The sequence below is a fragment of the Nitrospira sp. Kam-Ns4a genome (assembly GCF_965152595.1).
Genome location: NZ_OZ224218.1, coordinates 2351553 through 2368149 on the forward strand (window position 1 = coordinate 2351553; position 16597 = coordinate 2368149).

The window sequence follows — 16597 nt, forward strand, 5'->3', positions numbered from 1 at the left end:
GCGACGCATGAAGGGAACCGGGGAACAGGGGACCAAGAGGAAACCGGCGGGCGCGGGAAAGCTCACGCCGCGGCGGGCGGCCAAGGAGGCGGTCCTCGCCCGCCTCCGCCGGGACAGCGAGCAGCTCAATGGCGCAAAGCTGCTCTCGCTGCTCAAGAGGCAGGGCTACGAAGAGCTGCCGCTCGACGAAATCCAGGACCGGCTGTCCAAGCTGCGGACCAGCCTCGGCGAAAGCCTGCTCGGGAGAAGGCAATAGGCACAGATGCCGATCTACTATTTCGACACCACGGCGCTGGTCAAGCGGTATAGTCCCGAGCGGGGCACCAACGTGGTCAACCGGTTGCTGACCAAGCGGGGGCGGGTCGCGATTCTCGGCACTCCGGTGATCCCCGAGTTCTACGCGCTCTTGGCGGCCAAAGCTCACCAGGGCGAGCTGACTCGCGACGACTGGTATTCCGTCGTGTTCAAGTTCGAGTCCGAATGCGGGCGGGGTCTGTTCCAGTACGTCGCCCCGCAGCCGCAGACCTACGCCTCGACCAAGGAGTTGATCCTCGAGTACCCCTACCTGCGCGCCGTCCAAGCGCTCCACGCAGCGCTGGCCTTGGAGTTGCGGCCGCTGCGCCTGTCCGTCGTCAGCTCGGACCAGCGGCTGCTCGAAGCTTGCCGGCCGCTCGGGCTTCCCACAATCAACCCGGAGGAAGAAGGCTGACCCGCGTCCGCGCCAGCCCGGTTCCTCGCTCACCCGCACTGAAAGTCCTGGCCGAGTCCCTCCAACGTCTTGACCCACTCCCTGGCAGACGCGCGGAGCCGCGGAAGAAACGACGCGGGCGCGGAGTCGGACGACGAGCCCGGTGGTCCTTCCAACAGCTCGAGCGCGCGACGCAGGCTTTGCTGGGCGAGGTGCAGGCTTCCGCAAACTCCGGAAGAGGCGGGGGGCTGGCCGCCGGCGCGTTGGAAGAGCGCCATCGCGCGATAGGCGTGCTCCTCGGCCCGGAACAGGGCCTCGGCCGCCTGATACCCGCGCTGGAGCGCCGGCGGCCCGGCCTGTTTGGCGAGCCGGGCGGCCATCAAAGCTGCCTTCCCCATGTTCATCGCGGCGCCCTCGGCGTCCTCGTTGGCGATGGCCTCCTCAGCCTTGGCTTGCAACCGCTCCATCTCGGCCTGTTCGCCGAGGACTTGCGCCACACTCGGCAGAGCCCAACCCCACACCACCAGGCTTGTCGCCACCAGCAGCCCCGCACGACTGCCCCCGGACGACGCCCGGCCCGGCCGAGCGGGTTCGACCACGGCGGCCCGCACCAGGAGCCTGTCTGGCAGCACCCTTTGTAACGAGGTAAAGGAGGCGCGGGCAGATGCGCGGCCGCAGGCCCTGAGAAACCCGCGGCGTATTCGCTGGCACCCGGTGAACAGTGTTCGGGGACGAGACCAATGCAACGGCCTATGCATCGTTCGCCGCAGGAGAAGGGGTCCTGTCGGACAGGCTCCTAGTTGAGCTGGTCGTAGGTGTCGATCTGCTTCAGACTCCAGGCGACAGCCTCCTTCAGCTTCTTGATCTGGGCGTCGGCGTCAGGACCGCGGACGTTCTGCAGAGACTTGTAAAGCTGGTACAGCGGATCGTAGGCCCGCCGATCCGGCAGCTTCCCGAGCGCCCAGGCGGCCTCAGTCTTCAGCAGCACGTCGTCGGACTTGAGCGCTTCGAGGAGCGGCGGGATAATGGCGGGGTCCCCATGGAGAGCCCCGACGAGCCCGAGTCCCTTGGCCACCTCTGGGCGCAACTGAGGGGGGCCCGACTGCATGACCTGAATCATGACGGGGATGCTCTCCTTCTTGCCGATGTTCCCCAGCGAGACCGCCGCCGCTTTCGCGACGGCGAGGTCGGGCTCCTGCAATAACTTCAGGAGGCGCGGCACGGCCTTCTCGGAAAAGATGTAGCCAAGCTGCGAGACGATCAGAATTCGCCGGGTCGGCGGCGTCGCCGGATCCTCCAGCAGCTTGAGCAGCCGGTCCTCCTGCCCCCACTCCGCGGTCAGCAGGACCGGGAAGTCGTAGGCCTCCAGCCGCTCCTTCAACTTGGCCATGGCGTAGGCACCCGGGTCCTCCACCTGAGCCTCCTGGGCAGCCTTCGCCGCGTCCTGAAAGTCCGTCCGGACCTCCTTGTGCCAACCCCGCTTCTGCCCTTCGAGCAAGTAGGTGAGCTGGCAGGCCGGCCCTTTCCAGACCCGCGACGGGGAATCCGGCAGGTCGGCGTCGCCGCCGGACCGGAGCGTCCCTTCCCACACCTTGCGTTGCTCGCACTTGACCTTCAAGACGACGTCGTGGGGCTGGGTCGCGTCGGTGACCGGCGTATACCCCACCTCGCCCAGTCGGCGCACCACGACCTCTTGGAGCGGCCCCGGATCAATCGCGCCCCTATCGGTGATGGCGATCACCTCGACCAGGACGCGCTGGGCCTTCAACAAGGCCGCCTTCTGCTGGGCGGTCAGGACTTCCATCCGTGCGGCACTCTCGGTCACGAACTGGCCAACGAAAAAGAAGAAGAGAAGAACGAACCAGGGGACCCTCATGATGACCCCTCCTGGGCTGTGTCCGGTTCCCCGGACGGGCAGGATGATACACGCCCCCACTCTACTCAAATCGTCGGGAGCCGTGCAAGAGAAGGGCCAGCGAGTGTCCCTTGCGAGCGGGCTGAGTTGAAGGGGTGGGGGCCCCTCAGTATAATCGCCGCATGACGCTCGATAGACCGGTAGCCTTTCTTGGCGGCGGGAACATGACCGAGGCCCTCGTCGCCGGAATCCTGAAGGCCGGTCTCCTCCTGCCCGAGCGAATGTGCGCGACGGACATCCTCCCAGACCGCCGCGCGTACCTCGCCCAACGCTATGGCATCCGGGTCGGCGACGACAATCTGTCGGCCGCCCGCCAGGCCGAAGTCCTGGTCCTCTGCGTCGAACCTCAAGTGTTGGATGAGGCTCTCGACCGTATCGCGCAGGCCGTCACGCCGGACACCCTGGTGATCTCGGTCGCCGCCGGGTATCCGATCAGCCGCGTCCTCGCGCACCTCCCACAGGTCCGGAAGGTCGTCCGGGCCATGCCCAATACGCCCTCCTCGGTGCTCGAGGGGGTGACCGCGTTGGCCATCGGTGCCGGGGTCTCGGACGAGGAACGCCAAGGCGCCGAGGCTATCTTCGCGTCGGTCGGGAAGGTGGTCATCGTCGAAGAGCGCTTGATGGACGCGGTCACGGGGCTGAGTGGCAGCGGGCCCGCGTACATCTATCTTATAGTGGAGGCGCTCGCGGATGGCGGCGTCAAGGTGGGCCTCCCGCGCCCCATCGCCCAATTATTAGCCACCCAGACCGTGCTGGGCGCGGCCCGCATGTTGCTCGAGAGCGGGGAGCACCCCGCCCAGCTCAAGGATCGGGTCGCCTCGCCCGGCGGTACGACGATCGCCGGGCTCCATGCGCTGGAACAAGGGCGGGTGCGGGCTGCGCTCATCGCCGCCGTCGAGGCCGCCACCGCCCGGTCCGCCGAACTGGGACGTGAGTGAGCCGCCGGTCCGGGGACCCCGGAAAACGGCTTGCCGCCGTGCCGGCGATACCGTAAACTGGCTCGGCTTTCGTGAGGGGGCCTGCAGGTCGTGGATGACGTCATACTCACCAGGAGTCGCTTGTGATCTATTGGGTCAAGGTGGTGTTTACGGACAACCAGGAGCTGCTGGTCAAGGACGCCATTCGCCACACCATCAGCGACGACATGGAAGTGCTGGAGGTGGACTCGGAAAAAGAGGTCTTCATCATCCCCCTCAAGCAGATCAAGTACTTCGTCTGCGACGCGACCATTTTTGCCAGCAAGAAGAAAACGTAGCAAGAACCCGCTGACGGCAGCCCATCCAGCACCCCGCCCGGTTTGACAGCTTCTTCGCTTGTTCCCAAGATCCCGGCCGCCGGAGCATTATTTAGGTTGATTCGACAGGGAAGCCGCGCTATAAGGAGGCTGCCCGAGATCTCGCCGAGGCCGGTCTTCACCATCACTCACAGAGGAGGGCACCCCGATGATCAGGCCCAGCGACCTAGCCCGACCCATTCCGCTCCTGCGCGAAGGCAGCGAGGAGCTGCGCACGTTCCTCGCGACGCCGTACGAGCATGCGACCCAGATGCGAGGCGAGGGGCAGAAGATTTACCCCACCTCCACCCCCTTCGACGGCGACCGGACCTGAGACGCGTTCTGCTGGTGCGGCCGGGCCGCCCCGGTGCGGGCGGCCCGGCCGCGGCCTCCGCGTACCGCCCGTGCCACCGACTCCGTCGCACGCCGGCCTCACGTTCATCCCCACGAACACCTACGACGGCACGAGCGATCTCCTGATCTCTCGGCTCGGGCCGGAGGCGGTCTTCCGCTTCAACTTCGACCTCTAGCGCGACTACCGGATCACGATCGGGCCGGCGGACTTCCGCCTGGAGAGCCCCTCGGGGCGCTGCCTCCACGCCGGGAACGTGGCCAAGGTGTACTGGCGGAAGCTCTGCCTGACGGCCGAGCTGTTCCCGGACCGCGAGCACGACCGGGAGGCGCGCTACGTCGAGGGGGAGCTGTGGTACGTGATGCGGGACCTCGTCACGCTGCTCCGGGCCCAGGGCAAGCTCGTCCTCGTCGAGCCCTTCGCCGAGGAGCGTGTGGGCAAGCTCGTCCAGATGCAGGTGGCGGCCGACTACTTCGCGGTGCCGCCCTGGAAGTTCGTCCTAGGGACCGCCGGCCCCGCGCTCCCCTCCGGCGAGACGGTAGCCAAGAGCCTGACCCTGGGCCGCGTGCGGGCGGGCGCGGTCATCTACACCAGCCGCGTCCGGGAGCAGGACCTGGACCCGTCGGTGCCGTGGCTCCTGCAGGCGCACGTCGAGGCCGAGCAGGACGTGACCGTCGTGTACGTGCGCGGGGCGATCTTTGCGTTCGAGTCCGCCCGGGCGGGCCTGCCGGCCGGGACCGTGGACTGGCGCGAGCGCGATCCGTCGGCCCTGCGCTGGACGCCGCACGCGCTGCCCCCCGCACTCGCCGCAGCCATCCGCCGGTACATGGACCGGCTGGCCCTCGCGTACGGGCGGCTGGACTTCCTGCGCCGCCGCGGCGGCGACTACGTCTTCCTCGAGGTGAACCCGAACGGGGAGTGGGGCTGGCTGGACCCGCGGGGCGAGCACGGCGTGCTCGCCCGCATCATCGAGGAGGTGGCTCCCTGGACACCCACTCATCCGATTCCGGCGTCGCCCGACCTCCCGCCGCCAGGGCCCGCATCAGCTCCACCGCCCGCTGGCGCTTCGTGAAGTGGTCCGGCCGCCGCCAAAGAGCGGCCTCGTCGTCGTACCCGAGGTCGGTGATCGGGCCGACGTTCAACGCGACGTGCCGGCAGCCGCAGGCGAGGCTGAAGACGATGTCGTCCTCCACCGTCACCGGCGGGAGCGCCGGAAGCTGCGCGAAGAACCGGCGGACCAGCCGGCGGTGGAACAGCATCGTCTGGCCGAGGATGATATCGCAGTCCCCGAAGACCGTCTCCACGGTGTAGCGTCCGTCCACGAGGTTGCGCCCGCGACAGCCGTAGATCCGCGAGGGATCGCGCGCGTAGGCGGCATGGACCTGCTCGAGCTGCGCCGCGGTGACCAGGAGGTCGTCGTCCTGGAACCAGATGGTGTCGTGCCGGGCCAGTAGCACCAGGCAGTACCGCGGCAGGCAATAGTAGTTCACCGGGGCGTTGATCACGGTAGCCCGCTGCAGATCGAGCCGGATCTCCGGATTGTTGTTCCACACGAGCACCTCCCCGAGCCGGGGCCAGCGCCACAACTCCTCCACGATCAGCGGGAGGTTCCGCACGCGCTGCCACGAGAGCAGGATGGCGGTGACCGACCTGGGACGGCTCGAGTCCGCAGGCGGGGACGTCAACACGCCGCCCTCCGCAACCGGCCCAGGATCCGGAGGTAGCGCCGGTTATCCTCGGGCCGCCCGATTGGGAGCTGGATGTAGCCCCGCCACACGACCTGCGGCAGGTGCACGTGCTCGCGGGCCAGCGCCTCGAACGTCACCTCCGGCGCCGCCGGGCTCTCGCCCATGAGAAAGGAGGCATCGCTCCGGAGCGCACGCAAGCCGAGCCCGGCCAGCGCCCGAGTCACCTGCACCAGCCCCCGCCGGTTGGCGGCGCGAATCCGTTGTTGGTGGACCCGGTCCGCGAGCGCGGCCGTCGCCGCGCACTCCGCCAGCGCGGAGATCGAAAAGGCCATCTCCCCGCGAGCCAGGAGGCGGACGACCGACGGGGCGCCGAAGGCGTACCCCACCCGCAGCCCGGCCAGTGCGTGGAACTTGGAGAAGGTCCGGATGCCGATCAGGGGCCGGTCCTGCTCGAGCACCAGCTCGTGGGTCCGGAGGGCCCCGGGCCGTTCGGTGTATTCGATATAGGCCTCGTCCACGACCACCGGAAGATGCGCAGGCAGGCGGGCGAGGAAGCCAAGGAAGGCTTCACGATCCAGCGCACCGCCGAGCGGATTGCTGGGGCTCACCAGATAGACGAGACGCGTCCGGGGCCCGATAGCCTCCAGGAGCGCGGCGTAGTCCGGGACGGCGCGGCCCGCGCGCCGGTGCAGCCGGTAGGGCGCGAGCCGCGCCTCCACGCCGGCCCGCCGGCAGAAGCGCTCGAACACCGACCACGTCGGATCGGTCGTGACGACGGAATCCCCGCGCCGCGCGAAGACATGCAGCACCCGCTCGACGAGTTCGGAGGAGCCGTTCCCGAAGGTGAAGGAGTCTTCCGGCAGTGCCAGGGCGGCCGACAGCGCCCTTCGCAATCGGGCCGACTGCGGATCCGGATACCGGGCGAGCGTCGGGCCCTCGATGGCCCGAAGGCGCTTCGCCGCTGCAGGGGAGGGGCCCTGCAGGTTCTCCAGGAAATCCAGGTGTACGGCATCCTTGGCCCGCGTGGATCGGTATCGCGGCATGTAAGGGAGGCTCGCCGGGACCAACGCGAGCGGCCCGTTGAGGGTCGCCTCGGCCTCGGGATCGGCCCGGAACCGCGCCTCCGAGAGCGTCCGGCCGTGGAGAAGCGGGCCGGGCGCCGTCGCGGCGAAGAGGAACAACGGGCGCGCCGCCTCGGGTGCCGCCAGGCTTTCATAGAGGGAGGGCGGGAGCCGCGCGCGGGTCATGCCGGTTCGGTGGGCATGCAGCTCCACGCCGGTCACGACGATCGGCGTCCGGTGCAGGTCGAGAGCCAGCACCTCGGTCAGGGCCCGTAAGCCGTACTTGGAGGCACAGTAGGGTGCCAGCCCTTCGAAGCCGCGCTCGCCGGCCGTGGAGCCGACGTTGATGATCCGGCCCGCCCGGCCCGTCTGGCGGAGATGTCGGATGAAGACCGAGGCGCAGAGAAACGGGCCGGTTAGGTTGACCTCCAGCACCCGGCGCCAGGCGCCAACCGGGATCCGCCAGGCGGGTTGGGCCGGCGGCCCGCCGACCCCCGCGTTGTTGATCAGCACATCCACCCGCCCATAGGCGGCGAGGGCCCGCGCCAGGAGGCGTGCCGCGCCCTGCGGGGTGGATACGTCGGCGGCCACCCCGATGGCGCGCCCGCCGCCGGCCCGGATCGCGCGGACGGCGCGCGCGACCGCCACCCGCGTCCGCCCGTTCACCACGACCGCGGCGCCGGACCGAACAAAGGCGTCGGCGACCGCTCGGCCGATCCCCCGCGAGGAGCCCGTGACCACCGCGACCCTGTCCCGCAGGGCGTCGTTCCCTCCCCCGGCCCGCCTCGTGGTCGCCGTCATGACCCTCACCTGGCTCCCGATTCGCAGGCCCGCTCGAGGAGCGCGGCCGCGAGGCGCTCCCGGTCCATGCCCCCTGCCAGCCGGGCGAGCGCCCGCGCCCGGCTCCGCTCCGTCCCGTCTGGCCGGCACAGGGCCTGCACAGCGGCCCGTATTGTGTCAGGGCGCAACTCCTGCGGCAAGAGCATCCGGGCCACACCCGCATGGACGAACCGGGCTGCGTTGCTCCGTTGCTCCGCGTCGAGCGGCACGATCAGGCTGGGCACGCCGAACTGGAGCGCCTTCATTAAGGTGTTCGCACCACCGTGGCAGACGAGCGCATCGAGCTTTGGGAAGAGGGCGAGGTGGGGCACGAGTCGTCGGACCAGAACCCGGTCCGTTCGGGCGCAGACCGACTCGGTCCGGAAGGTGGCGGGCTCCAGGTGGCCCGTCGCGACGAGCAGACGGATCGGCTCATCCCCCGTCTCCTCTCCCAGGGCCTCTACGAGCTGGCGGAGCAAGGACCCGGCCCGGCTGAAGGTCAGCCCGAGCGTCACATGGACGAGGGGCCCCAGGGCCCGCTCCTCGATGAAGCGGGTCGCCTCCTCGTCGAGCGGGGCGGCCACCTCGCCCTCGCCGACGAGCGGGCCGACATAGTGGATTCGCTCGGCGAGGCTGGCGGGCAAGGGGAAGTCGCATTCCGGAAGGGACCCGACGATCCCTAGTCGGCTGAAGCGCCGATAGGCCTCCCAAGGGTCCCGGACGAGCCGGCCGGCCCTGCGCCAGAGCCGGCGTACGGGCCGGTACAGCGCGCGATTCTCGCGGCACAGGGCGTGCTTGAGCCAGCAGTACCGGGCACGAGCCGCCCACGAGGCGGTGTAGGGCCAGTGGCTCCCGAAGGGCGGCCAGCCGGTCGGCGCGAAGGGCACCGTGAGCCCGAACAGCGTCGCCCAGGGCACCCCCGCCGCCTCCGCTGCTGGCGGGCCGCCCAGCAAGGTGTAGTCGAACACGGCCAGGTCGGGCGGGCCCTGCGCCGCCCAGGCGGCGTGCAGGTCCGCGGCGACCCGCTCGGCCTCCCCGAAGAAGCGGGTGGCGATCGCGCCGGACCGGCCCCGGAGCGCCTCCGGCGCAGAAGGTCCTCCGGCCTCCGCGTCCAAGTCCTCGTCATCCTCCGCCCAGCCTGGACCGATCGGGACAAAGGCCGCGCGCGCCTCCTCCGGCAGCCGATCCTTGAAGGACGGGGCGGTCGCCACGAGCACCCGATGGCCCCGGCGCCGGAGCTCCCGCGCGATCGGGTTCAATCGGCCCAATGTCCGGGGCCAGGTTGAAAGGCGAGTAGGAACGTCAAAGGAGACGCCATGACTTCCCGGGACGGGCTACTCCTTCTCGATCGCGGCGCGCTTGGCCAGCCGCCGGGCCAGCCGGACCATGGCGCGGGAGCGGTCGCCCGGACTCAGGAGCACGTGCAGCACATGCAGGTGCTGCGCGTCGGCCATCGCGGCCGCCAGGGCCCGCACGAACTCCCCGTGGGTCTCCACGCGGTGACCGATCCCGCCGCCGATCAGCTCGCAGACCTTCTCGTACCGCCACTCGTGCACGTCGTTGAATGGGCCGTCGAGCATCTCCCGTTCGGTCGAGTACCCGTGGTTGTTCAGGACGATCACGACGGGGGCCACACCGTAGCGCAGGCAGGTGGACAGCTCCGTGCCGGTCATCTGGAAGGCCCCGTCGCCGACCAGCGCGATTGGCCGGAGCGAGGGGTCCGCCAGCGCCGCCCCGAGCGCGCCCGGGACCGCGAACCCCATCGAGGCGTAGTAGGCGGGCGAGAGGAACTCCGCGCTCTTGTGCACCCGGAGGTCCACCCCCGCGAACAGGGCCTCGCCCACATCGGCGATGACGACGGTCTTCTCGTTCAGGGCGTCGTCGAGGGCAGCGAAGAGGCCAGCCAGGGTCACGGGGTCGGCGGCCGCCGGCGCGGACTGGGCGAGCGGCTCTGGCGCCGGCAGCGGGCGGGGCGGGAAGGATGGCATCGGCGCGGCGGCGAGCGCCCGGACGAAGTCCTCGAACCGGACCTGATCATAGCGATGGTGCTTGATCACGATGGCGTCGGCGGTGGCGTGGATGGTGCGGCCCTGCGCAAGCAGCGTCGAGTGGACGCCGACGTCGTCAATGTCCGTGAGGATCGAGCCCAGCATGAGCAGGCAGTCCGCCTGATCCACGAACTCCTGCACCTCCTCGCGCCCGATCAACCCGCCGTAGACCCCGATGTAGAGTGGGTGGTCTTCCCGGATCACGGACTTCCCGAGCAGCGTGGTCGCGACGGGGACCTGCATCCGTTCGACCAGCCGCGCGAGGTCGCCCTGGAGCCCGAACCGGTGCACCTCTGCGCCGGCCAGCACCACCGGCCGGTCCGACATCGCGAGCATCTCCCGCACCTCTGTGATCGCTTCGTTGAGCGCCGCCTCGTCGCTGCGCTCGCTCTCCGGCGGGGGCGGGAACGTCGCGAGCCGGACGGGGGCGTGCACGAGGTCGCGCGGGATCTCGATGTAGACAGGACGCTTGTAGCGCCGGAGGGCGGCCAGCGCCCGCTCGACCTCCCGCTGGGCGGTCAGGGGGTCGTCCAGCACGACCGCCTCGACCGTGACGTGCTCGAACACGGCGCGCTGGGTCGAAAAATCGCGGACCATATGATGGAGGAAAGGATTGCGCACCCGTTCGGCCAGGCCCGGGGAGCCCGAGAGCAGGATGACGGGCGAGCGCTCGGCGTAAGCGCAGGCGACGGCGTTCACGATGTTCAGGCCGCCGACGCAATAGGTCACGCAGGCGGCGCCCACCCCGTGGATCCGTGCGTAGGCGTCGGCCGCGAAGCCCGCCGCATCCTCTCGGGTCGTCCCGATATGCTTGATTGGGGACTGTTCGATCAGTTTGAACAGGCTGAGCACGTAGTCCCCTGGAATGCCGAAGATGTGGCGCAGGCCGATCTCGTAGAGCCGGTCGAGCACCAGGGAGCCGATCGTGGTCTGGGTCGTCATGGCGCCTCCGTGGGAACGAGTCGCCTCTTTTTATCCCCACACCGGCCTGCATGTCCAGTTGGTCGGGCGCCCCGGCGCTTTGACGCGACCCGGTGATCGTGCTAAGAACGGCGGCGCGATGGACCGTCCCGATGGCCAGGCCGGCGCTACTCCCCAAGCTGGCGAGGCCCCCATTGTCTCGGCCGCTGCGTCGCCACCCGAGATCACCGGCAAGGCGATCCTGCTCTCCGTCATTCTCGCCGCGGTGCTCGCCGCCGCGAACGCCTACCTGGGGCTCTTCGCCGGCATGACCGTGTCGGCCTCGATCCCGGCGGCCGTCGCCGCTCTCGCGATCCTACGCCTGTTCCGTCGCGCGAACATCCTGGAGAACAACATCGTCCAGACGGCGGCCTCCTCGGGCGAGGCCCTGGCGGCCGGCGTGATCTTCACGATTCCAGCGCTCATGCTCATCGGCTACTGGCCCGCCTTCGACTACTGGCGGACGACCGCCATCGCCGTCGTCGGCGGATTGCTGGGCGTCCTGTTCACGATCCCGCTCCGGCGCGCGCTGATCCTCGGGGCCCGCCTGCAGTTTCCCGAAGGGGTGGCGACGGCGGAGGTGCTCAAGGCCGGCTGGAGCCGACCGGCCGCTCCAGGCCAGGCCGGCGCCGAGCGGGCGGGCCTGCGCACCCTGCTCGGCGGGGCGTTGGCCGGCGGCGCGATCAAGTTCGGCGAAACTGGCCTGCGGCTGTGGACGGACGCCTGGGAAGGGACGGCCTCGTGGAGGAGCGCGATCTTCTATGCGGGCGTCAATCTTTCGCCGGCGCTGCTGGCGGTCGGGTTCATCATCGGGCTCAATACAGCGCTCGTGGTCTTTCTCGGCGGCATGATTGGCTGGGGAGTGCTGCTGCCGGCCGCCGCGGTGCTGACCGAACGCCCGCCGGGGGCGACAGGGCTCGACGTGGCGCGGGCCCTCTGGAGCAGCCAGATCCGGTTCGTCGGCATCGGCGCCATGCTGGTCGGCGGGATCTGGACGCTGCTGCAACTTCGCAGGCCGATTCGGGGAAGCGTACAGAGCCTGCTGGGAGCCGCGCGGGCGGACGCGCGCGGGCCTGGCTCTGGTGCGCTGCCGCGCACCGAGCGGGACGCGCCGCTCCCGTGGATCGTCGGGCCGTTCCTGCTCTCGCTCCTCCCCATGGGGCTCATCTATTATGACGCGGTGGGTGAGCTCGCCGTCGCGGTGGGCATGACGCTGGTCATGGCGGTCGCCGCCTTTCTCTTCTCCTCCGTCGCCGCCTACATGGCGGGGCTCGTGGGCAGCTCCAGCAATCCCGTATCGGGCGTCACGATCGCGACCCTCATGCTCGCCTCCCTGCTGCTCGTCCTGGTCATGGGGCGTGGCTATCCGGGCGGCCCGGCCGCGGCGCTCCTGATCGGCGCGGTTGTCTGCTGCGCCGCCGCGATGGGGGGCGACAACCTCCAGGACCTCAAGACCGGCCACCTAGTCGGGGCCACCCCGTGGAAGCAGCAGATTATGCAGGTCGTCGGGGTGGTCGCAGGTGCCCTCGTGCTCGCGCCGGTCCTGGCGCTGTTACAGGCCAAGTACGGCATCGGCGAGGTCACTCCCGCCCATCCCCACCCCTTGAGCGCGCCGCAGGCGACGCTCATGGCCAGCCTGGCCAAGGGGGTGTTCGGCCGGAGCGTCCCCTGGAACCTCGTGGGACTCGGCGCGCTCATCGGGACCGCGGTGATTGTGGCGGACCGGCGGCTGAAGACAGCCGGTGCCGCCTTTCGCCTACCGGTCCTTGGGGTCGCGCTCGGCATCTATCTCCCATTGAAATTGTCGGCGGCGATTTTGCTCGGCGGGTGCATCGCGGCGGCGGCCCGACGGAGGGCTTCAGCCGGCGGCGGGGAGGCCAATGGCGGCCTGCTCGTTGCCGCCGGATTGGTGACCGGTGAAGCCTTGATGGGGATTCTGCTTGCCGTTCCCCTGGCGCTGGCAGGAATCTGGCCGGCGCTCGGCGTCGACCCTTTCGCGCTCTTCGAAGAGCCACCGCTCGGGGCGTGGCCCGGGGTCGGGGCGCTCGCCGCCGCCGCCGGGCTGTTATATCGAACGGCTCGACGCGGCGGCGTGGGGGCGACGAACGGGGAACGCCGAACGATGCACGGCGGTCGCTAATCGGCCGGAGGATCGAAGTTCCCGGGACGCCGATTCTGCCAGGGCAGGGGCGCCGTGCGCGCCTGCTTGAGCAGGCTGCGCAGGCTTACCTCGGCTGCGCGGATCAGCGTCTCGTTCTCGGACTGAAGCAGGGCGGTCAGCAGGACATAGAGCCCACGGTGCTGCCGGCTCGCGCGCAGCACGCGCTCGGCCACCGGGTCCACGAAGTCCGCCGGGGGCGGCTCGCCCAGTGAGCCGTCGGGTTCGGCGAGGAGCAGGTCGAGCTGCTGCGGATCGCCGAACAGCCAGGCAGCCGGCACGCCCAGCGCCGCCGCCAGCGCCTCGAGCATCGAGACGGGCAAGTCAGTGTCGCCGGCTTCGATCGCCTCGAGCGAGTCCGGCGGAAGGCCGGCCTGTTCGGCGAGCGCGGCGACCGTCTGGTTCCGCGACAGCCGCCAAGCTCGGATGTGGTCCCCGATGGACATGGCGGGATGATACTGAATCCTCCGTTCCGGCCGCAACGGGTGGTTGGTGCCTACGCGCCGCCTTGACAGTGTAGCTGCCGGCCCGGTACTGGTGAGCGCGATGCCGACGTTTGCCTCCCTGCCTGCTGGCCGCGCTGCGGCGATCCGGGACCTTCTGCGGGACCGGACCGCCCGCGAGGCCGAGGATGCCTTCGTCCTCGAAAGCCCCAAGCCCATCCTGGAGCTGCTTGACGAGCGGGCCCACTCGCTGCTCTCGATCGTGGTCACGCCGGAGTTTCTGGACCGGAGCGAGCCGGGCGTCCGCGCACGACTCGAACAGGCCGCGCCGCAGGTTTTCCTGTGCCGGAGCCATGTCTATCGGAAGCTTTCCGATCTCGCGGCCGGACCAGGTCTGCTGGCCGTTGTCCGAAAGCCACATTGGGAGGACGCCCGCATCTTTGCCCGCAGCCGGCTGCTCGGGCTGTATGGAGAATCCCTGCAGGATCCGGCGAACGTGGGCGCGATCATCCGCACGGCCCTGGCCTTCGAGCTGGACGCGCTCTGGCTCTCGCCCGACTCCGCCGATCCCTTCGGCCCCAAGGTCGTTCGGGCCACCGCAGGGGCCGTGCTCAGGCTGCCGATCTTCGAGGCCGCCGGTCCGTCTCTGTTCACAACCCAGGCCTGCACGCTCCTCGCCAGCGTACCGGCGGGAAAGGGTGACCGGAGCCTCCGTGACCTCACCGACCTGCCGGCCCGAACGGTCCTCGCGCTCGGCAACGAGAGCCGCGGCCTGTCTCCCGCCGCGCTCGAGGCCGCTGCGGTCCGATTCACGATCCCAGTCAGCAGTCAGGTGGACTCGCTGAACGTCGCCGCCGCCGCCGCGATCGCCCTGTTCCATTTCAGCGGGCTGCGGTGACCCCGCTCCCAGCTTCCCGGGGAGACCAGGTCAAAGCCACCTCTATCCCGGCCGACCCCCCACCAGCCGGCTAGCCGACCACCAGGGCATGACGTAGGTGAGAGTTTGTACGCTGTTCGGCGTATTTCAAAGCACCCCGCTGCCCCCTATACTCGCCGGCTGGTCCGCCGGTCCGGTAACCCGGCTCGACCGCCAACGCCAAGGTGGAACCCTGTTCTTTGCTCTGCCCCTTACAGGGCGATTCGCGCGAGGAGGTGCTCCATGAGGAGAGGAGCCAACACCATCTCACTGCTCATCCTGCTCGTCAGCTTGGCCGTCTCCGCCTGCACGCAGGCCATCAGAGCCGACCCGTCCAATCCCATCAAGACCGTCGCGGTGCTGCCGCTGGTCAATCACTCCGAAAACCTGGACGGCCCCGTGTACGTACGCGAGCTGATCGCGGCCGAGCTGGACCGGCATCAGTATGCCGTCAAGCCGATTGCGGAGGTGGACCGGATCCTCAAGGACGAGATGGGGGTGACCTTGGGCAAGCAGCTCGATATGGCGACAGCGCAGAAGCTCGGGGAAACGCTAGGCGTGGACGGGGTGCTCTATGGATCGCTGGACGAGTTCAACCACCTGATGACCGGGGTGTACAACGAGAAGCGCGTCCGCGTCCGGGCCAAGCTGGTGAACTGCAAGACCGGCCAGACAGTCTGGAAGAACGGGATCGGGGTCAAGAACGTCCTGGCGGTGGGAAAGGCCGGTGCAGCCACCACCGTCGTCAAGGGGGTGGTGGAGGCCAAGGCCACGGGCGATGATCTGCTGCCGCTGTTCGGGGAGCCCATCGCCGCGCCCTGGTTCCAGTTGCCCCCTATCGTCGCCGGGAAGGACAACCCAGAGGACTACGCGAAGGGCCTCGGTGCCGCGGTCGGCGAAAAGATCCTCACGACCACAGCCAAGGTCCCCATGCCGATCGAGTCCAACGCCGCAGTCAGTATTCTCCTGAACGGATCCTGGCACGACGGGAATCCCCTGCACCAGCCTCAGCAGGTTGGAGACGGGAAGATGATTCCGCCGGGACCGGGCAAATGAGTAAGAAACCAAACCAGGACCTGAACGCGCTCGACGGTGACGGCATGGTGCTCTGCAACCCTCGCGACAAGGAGGCGGCGCATCGGGCGGAAACGGAAGGGATTGCTACGGACAACAGCGCCAAAGTGACCTGTCGGCAGTGCTTGGCGTTGCTGTACAGGATTGACAAAGGGTAACGCGAAGGCCGGTAACCCTGGGCTCGATGCATCCGCCGATCCATCTGATCGTCTCGTGGTTGATCGCCCATCGCCTGCCGGAGCGTCGCGACCGGCGGCTGGTGACCTGGGCGGGCGTCGCGCCGGATCTGACTGGGTCGTCACGGTCGCCGCCCTTGCGATCAGCGGGCGGGTGGCGATCCTGTCCGGGCGGTCGTTCGGCGAAGCCTTCTTACCGGAGGCCGCGGGTGCCGCCGTCGTCGAGACCCTCCGGCGGCGGTTCGCGGGCCGGTCGGCGCCAGAGACGACGCGGCCACCCGCAGGTCCGTCATCCCCATGAGTTGCTCCGCATGCGCACCTCACGAGCCTACGCTGCTCCGGAAAAATCCCGCTGGAGTGAGCCACACCCGGTGGGCGGGCGAAATCCGCGGCCCGATCGCGGGCCCCGCGAGAGACGGATGGCGACAGGATTTGAGTGGAGGGCGGACTCTTGGAAGCTCAAGGCGAGGATGGTGCCGAGGGACAGAATCGAACTGTCGACACCAGCCTTTTCATGACCGCAGGACCATCAACAAGACCAAGAGGTTAAGCCGCACTCCCCAGTGCAAAACGTGACATCTCGTCGCAAGAAGAATCAATGAATTACAGCACGAGGTGCCACCTGAGATATCATTGTTCTAGATAGAACCAACTGTACGTAGGTATACTGCTCCACTGAGCGAGTGGACCCGTGCGAGAGTGAGTGGGAAGGAGTCACCACACTCAACGAAGGAGGGGTCCAGATGAAGGGGCGCACCTGGACGGCAGAGGAAACACTGGCCAGTGTCTTGGAAGGGATCAAAGGGACCAAGCCGGTGGCCGAGCTGTGCCGGGAGCATCAGATCGCTCAGACCCCGTCCGACCAGTGGCGGGATCGGTTCCTGGAAGGCGGGAAGCGGGCCTTGACCAACGGGCTCCCCGCCAGTGAGGAGACGCGGACGCGAGAGAGCGAGCAGCGCCAGCGGCTCATCGGCCAGCAGGCCGTCGTCATCGAGCTGGTAAAACAACCGACGAGCCGGTCGGGAG

At 69.0% G+C, this 16597-nt stretch carries 18 protein-coding genes; 11 read left to right on the forward strand and 7 right to left on the reverse strand.

Features of this window, described 5'->3' with window-relative positions; translation table 11 throughout:
- Positions 1-7 precede the first annotated feature (7 nt).
- Positions 8-256 carry a hypothetical protein gene (locus ACWHYQ_RS11775; protein WP_447972324.1) on the forward strand — a complete coding sequence of 83 codons (249 nt, stop codon included), beginning with the start codon at positions 8-10 and terminating at the stop codon, positions 254-256.
- Between the two features lie 6 nt (positions 257-262).
- Positions 263-709 (forward strand): type II toxin-antitoxin system VapC family toxin, encoded by a 447-nt coding sequence (locus tag ACWHYQ_RS11780; RefSeq protein WP_447972325.1) that lies wholly within the window; start codon positions 263-265, stop codon positions 707-709.
- 29 nt (positions 710-738) lie between these two features.
- Here ACWHYQ_RS11780 and ACWHYQ_RS11785 read toward each other — a convergent pair whose 3' ends face one another.
- Both ACWHYQ_RS11785 and ACWHYQ_RS11790 read right to left on the reverse strand, forming a co-directional pair.
- Positions 739-1320, reverse strand: coding sequence for a hypothetical protein (locus tag ACWHYQ_RS11785; RefSeq protein WP_447972326.1), 582 nt, complete (start codon positions 1318-1320; stop codon positions 739-741).
- A gap of 164 nt (positions 1321-1484) precedes the next feature.
- Positions 1485-2564 carry a HEAT repeat domain-containing protein gene (locus tag ACWHYQ_RS11790; RefSeq protein ID WP_447972327.1) on the reverse strand — a complete coding sequence of 360 codons (1080 nt, stop codon included), beginning with the start codon at positions 2562-2564 and terminating at the stop codon, positions 1485-1487.
- Positions 2565-2725: 161 nt separating this feature from the next.
- Here ACWHYQ_RS11790 and proC point away from each other — a divergent pair, with 161 nt between their 5' ends.
- The 5 genes from proC to ACWHYQ_RS11815 all read left to right on the forward strand — a co-directional run bounded on the left by proC (position 2726) and on the right by ACWHYQ_RS11815 (position 5300).
- Positions 2726-3541, forward strand: a complete 816-nt coding sequence (proC, locus tag ACWHYQ_RS11795) for a pyrroline-5-carboxylate reductase (protein ID WP_447972328.1) — start codon at positions 2726-2728, stop codon at positions 3539-3541.
- 122 nt (positions 3542-3663) lie between these two features.
- Positions 3664-3858: a hypothetical protein gene (locus ACWHYQ_RS11800; protein WP_447972329.1), complete on the forward strand. Its 195-nt coding sequence runs from the start codon at positions 3664-3666 to the stop codon at positions 3856-3858.
- Between the two features lie 187 nt (positions 3859-4045).
- Positions 4046-4210 carry a hypothetical protein gene (locus tag ACWHYQ_RS11805; protein ID WP_447972330.1) on the forward strand — a complete coding sequence of 55 codons (165 nt, stop codon included), beginning with the start codon at positions 4046-4048 and terminating at the stop codon, positions 4208-4210.
- A 70-nt stretch (positions 4211-4280) separates the two neighbouring features.
- Entirely contained in the window at positions 4281-4406 is a 126-nt protein-coding gene (locus ACWHYQ_RS11810) for a hypothetical protein (RefSeq protein WP_447972331.1), read from the forward strand.
- A gap of 78 nt (positions 4407-4484) precedes the next feature.
- Entirely contained in the window at positions 4485-5300 is an 816-nt protein-coding gene (locus tag ACWHYQ_RS11815) for a hypothetical protein (protein WP_447972332.1), read from the forward strand.
- On the opposite strand, the gene ACWHYQ_RS11820 is transcribed toward ACWHYQ_RS11815, so the two are convergent.
- From ACWHYQ_RS11820 to ACWHYQ_RS11835, 4 genes are all read right to left on the reverse strand, one after another.
- The gene (locus ACWHYQ_RS11820) at positions 5194-5916 is read right to left on the reverse strand and encodes a hypothetical protein (protein ID WP_447972333.1); all 723 of its coding nucleotides are present in this window, start codon (positions 5914-5916) and stop codon (positions 5194-5196) included. The two genes, ACWHYQ_RS11815 and ACWHYQ_RS11820, sit on opposite strands and share 107 nt — an antisense overlap.
- On the reverse strand, positions 5910-7778 hold the full coding sequence (locus tag ACWHYQ_RS11825) for an SDR family NAD(P)-dependent oxidoreductase (RefSeq protein ID WP_447972334.1): 1869 nt from the start codon (positions 7776-7778) through the stop codon (positions 5910-5912). The genes ACWHYQ_RS11820 and ACWHYQ_RS11825 overlap by 7 nt, the downstream gene beginning before the upstream one ends.
- A 5-nt stretch (positions 7779-7783) precedes the next feature.
- Positions 7784-9055 carry a glycosyltransferase gene (locus ACWHYQ_RS11830; protein WP_447972335.1) on the reverse strand — a complete coding sequence of 424 codons (1272 nt, stop codon included), beginning with the start codon at positions 9053-9055 and terminating at the stop codon, positions 7784-7786.
- Positions 9056-9130: 75 nt separating this feature from the next.
- Positions 9131-10786, reverse strand: coding sequence for an alpha-keto acid decarboxylase family protein (locus ACWHYQ_RS11835; RefSeq protein ID WP_447972336.1), 1656 nt, complete (start codon positions 10784-10786; stop codon positions 9131-9133).
- 118 nt (positions 10787-10904) lie between these two features.
- Here ACWHYQ_RS11835 and ACWHYQ_RS11840 point away from each other — a divergent pair, with 118 nt between their 5' ends.
- The gene (locus ACWHYQ_RS11840) at positions 10905-12944 is read left to right on the forward strand and encodes an OPT family oligopeptide transporter (protein ID WP_447972337.1); all 2040 of its coding nucleotides are present in this window, start codon (positions 10905-10907) and stop codon (positions 12942-12944) included.
- Here the strand turns inward: ACWHYQ_RS11840 and ACWHYQ_RS11845 are convergent.
- A complete protein-coding gene (locus ACWHYQ_RS11845) occupies positions 12941-13408 on the reverse strand; it encodes a helix-turn-helix domain-containing protein (RefSeq protein WP_447972338.1) in 468 nt (155 codons plus the stop codon). The genes ACWHYQ_RS11840 and ACWHYQ_RS11845 overlap by 4 nt on opposite strands.
- A 100-nt stretch (positions 13409-13508) precedes the next feature.
- Here ACWHYQ_RS11845 and ACWHYQ_RS11850 point away from each other — a divergent pair, with 100 nt between their 5' ends.
- The 3 genes from ACWHYQ_RS11850 (at position 13509) to ACWHYQ_RS11860 (ending at position 15553) form a co-directional block, all read left to right on the forward strand.
- Positions 13509-14303 (forward strand): TrmH family RNA methyltransferase, encoded by a 795-nt coding sequence (locus tag ACWHYQ_RS11850; RefSeq protein WP_447972339.1) that lies wholly within the window; start codon positions 13509-13511, stop codon positions 14301-14303.
- Between the two features lie 261 nt (positions 14304-14564).
- A complete protein-coding gene (locus ACWHYQ_RS11855; RefSeq protein ID WP_447972340.1) occupies positions 14565-15377 on the forward strand; it encodes a GNA1162 family protein in 813 nt (270 codons plus the stop codon).
- Positions 15374-15553 carry a hypothetical protein gene (locus ACWHYQ_RS11860; RefSeq protein ID WP_447972341.1) on the forward strand — a complete coding sequence of 60 codons (180 nt, stop codon included), beginning with the start codon at positions 15374-15376 and terminating at the stop codon, positions 15551-15553. Before ACWHYQ_RS11855 ends, ACWHYQ_RS11860 begins: the two co-directional genes overlap by 4 nt.
- The last annotated feature ends 1044 nt before the right edge of the window (positions 15554-16597 follow it).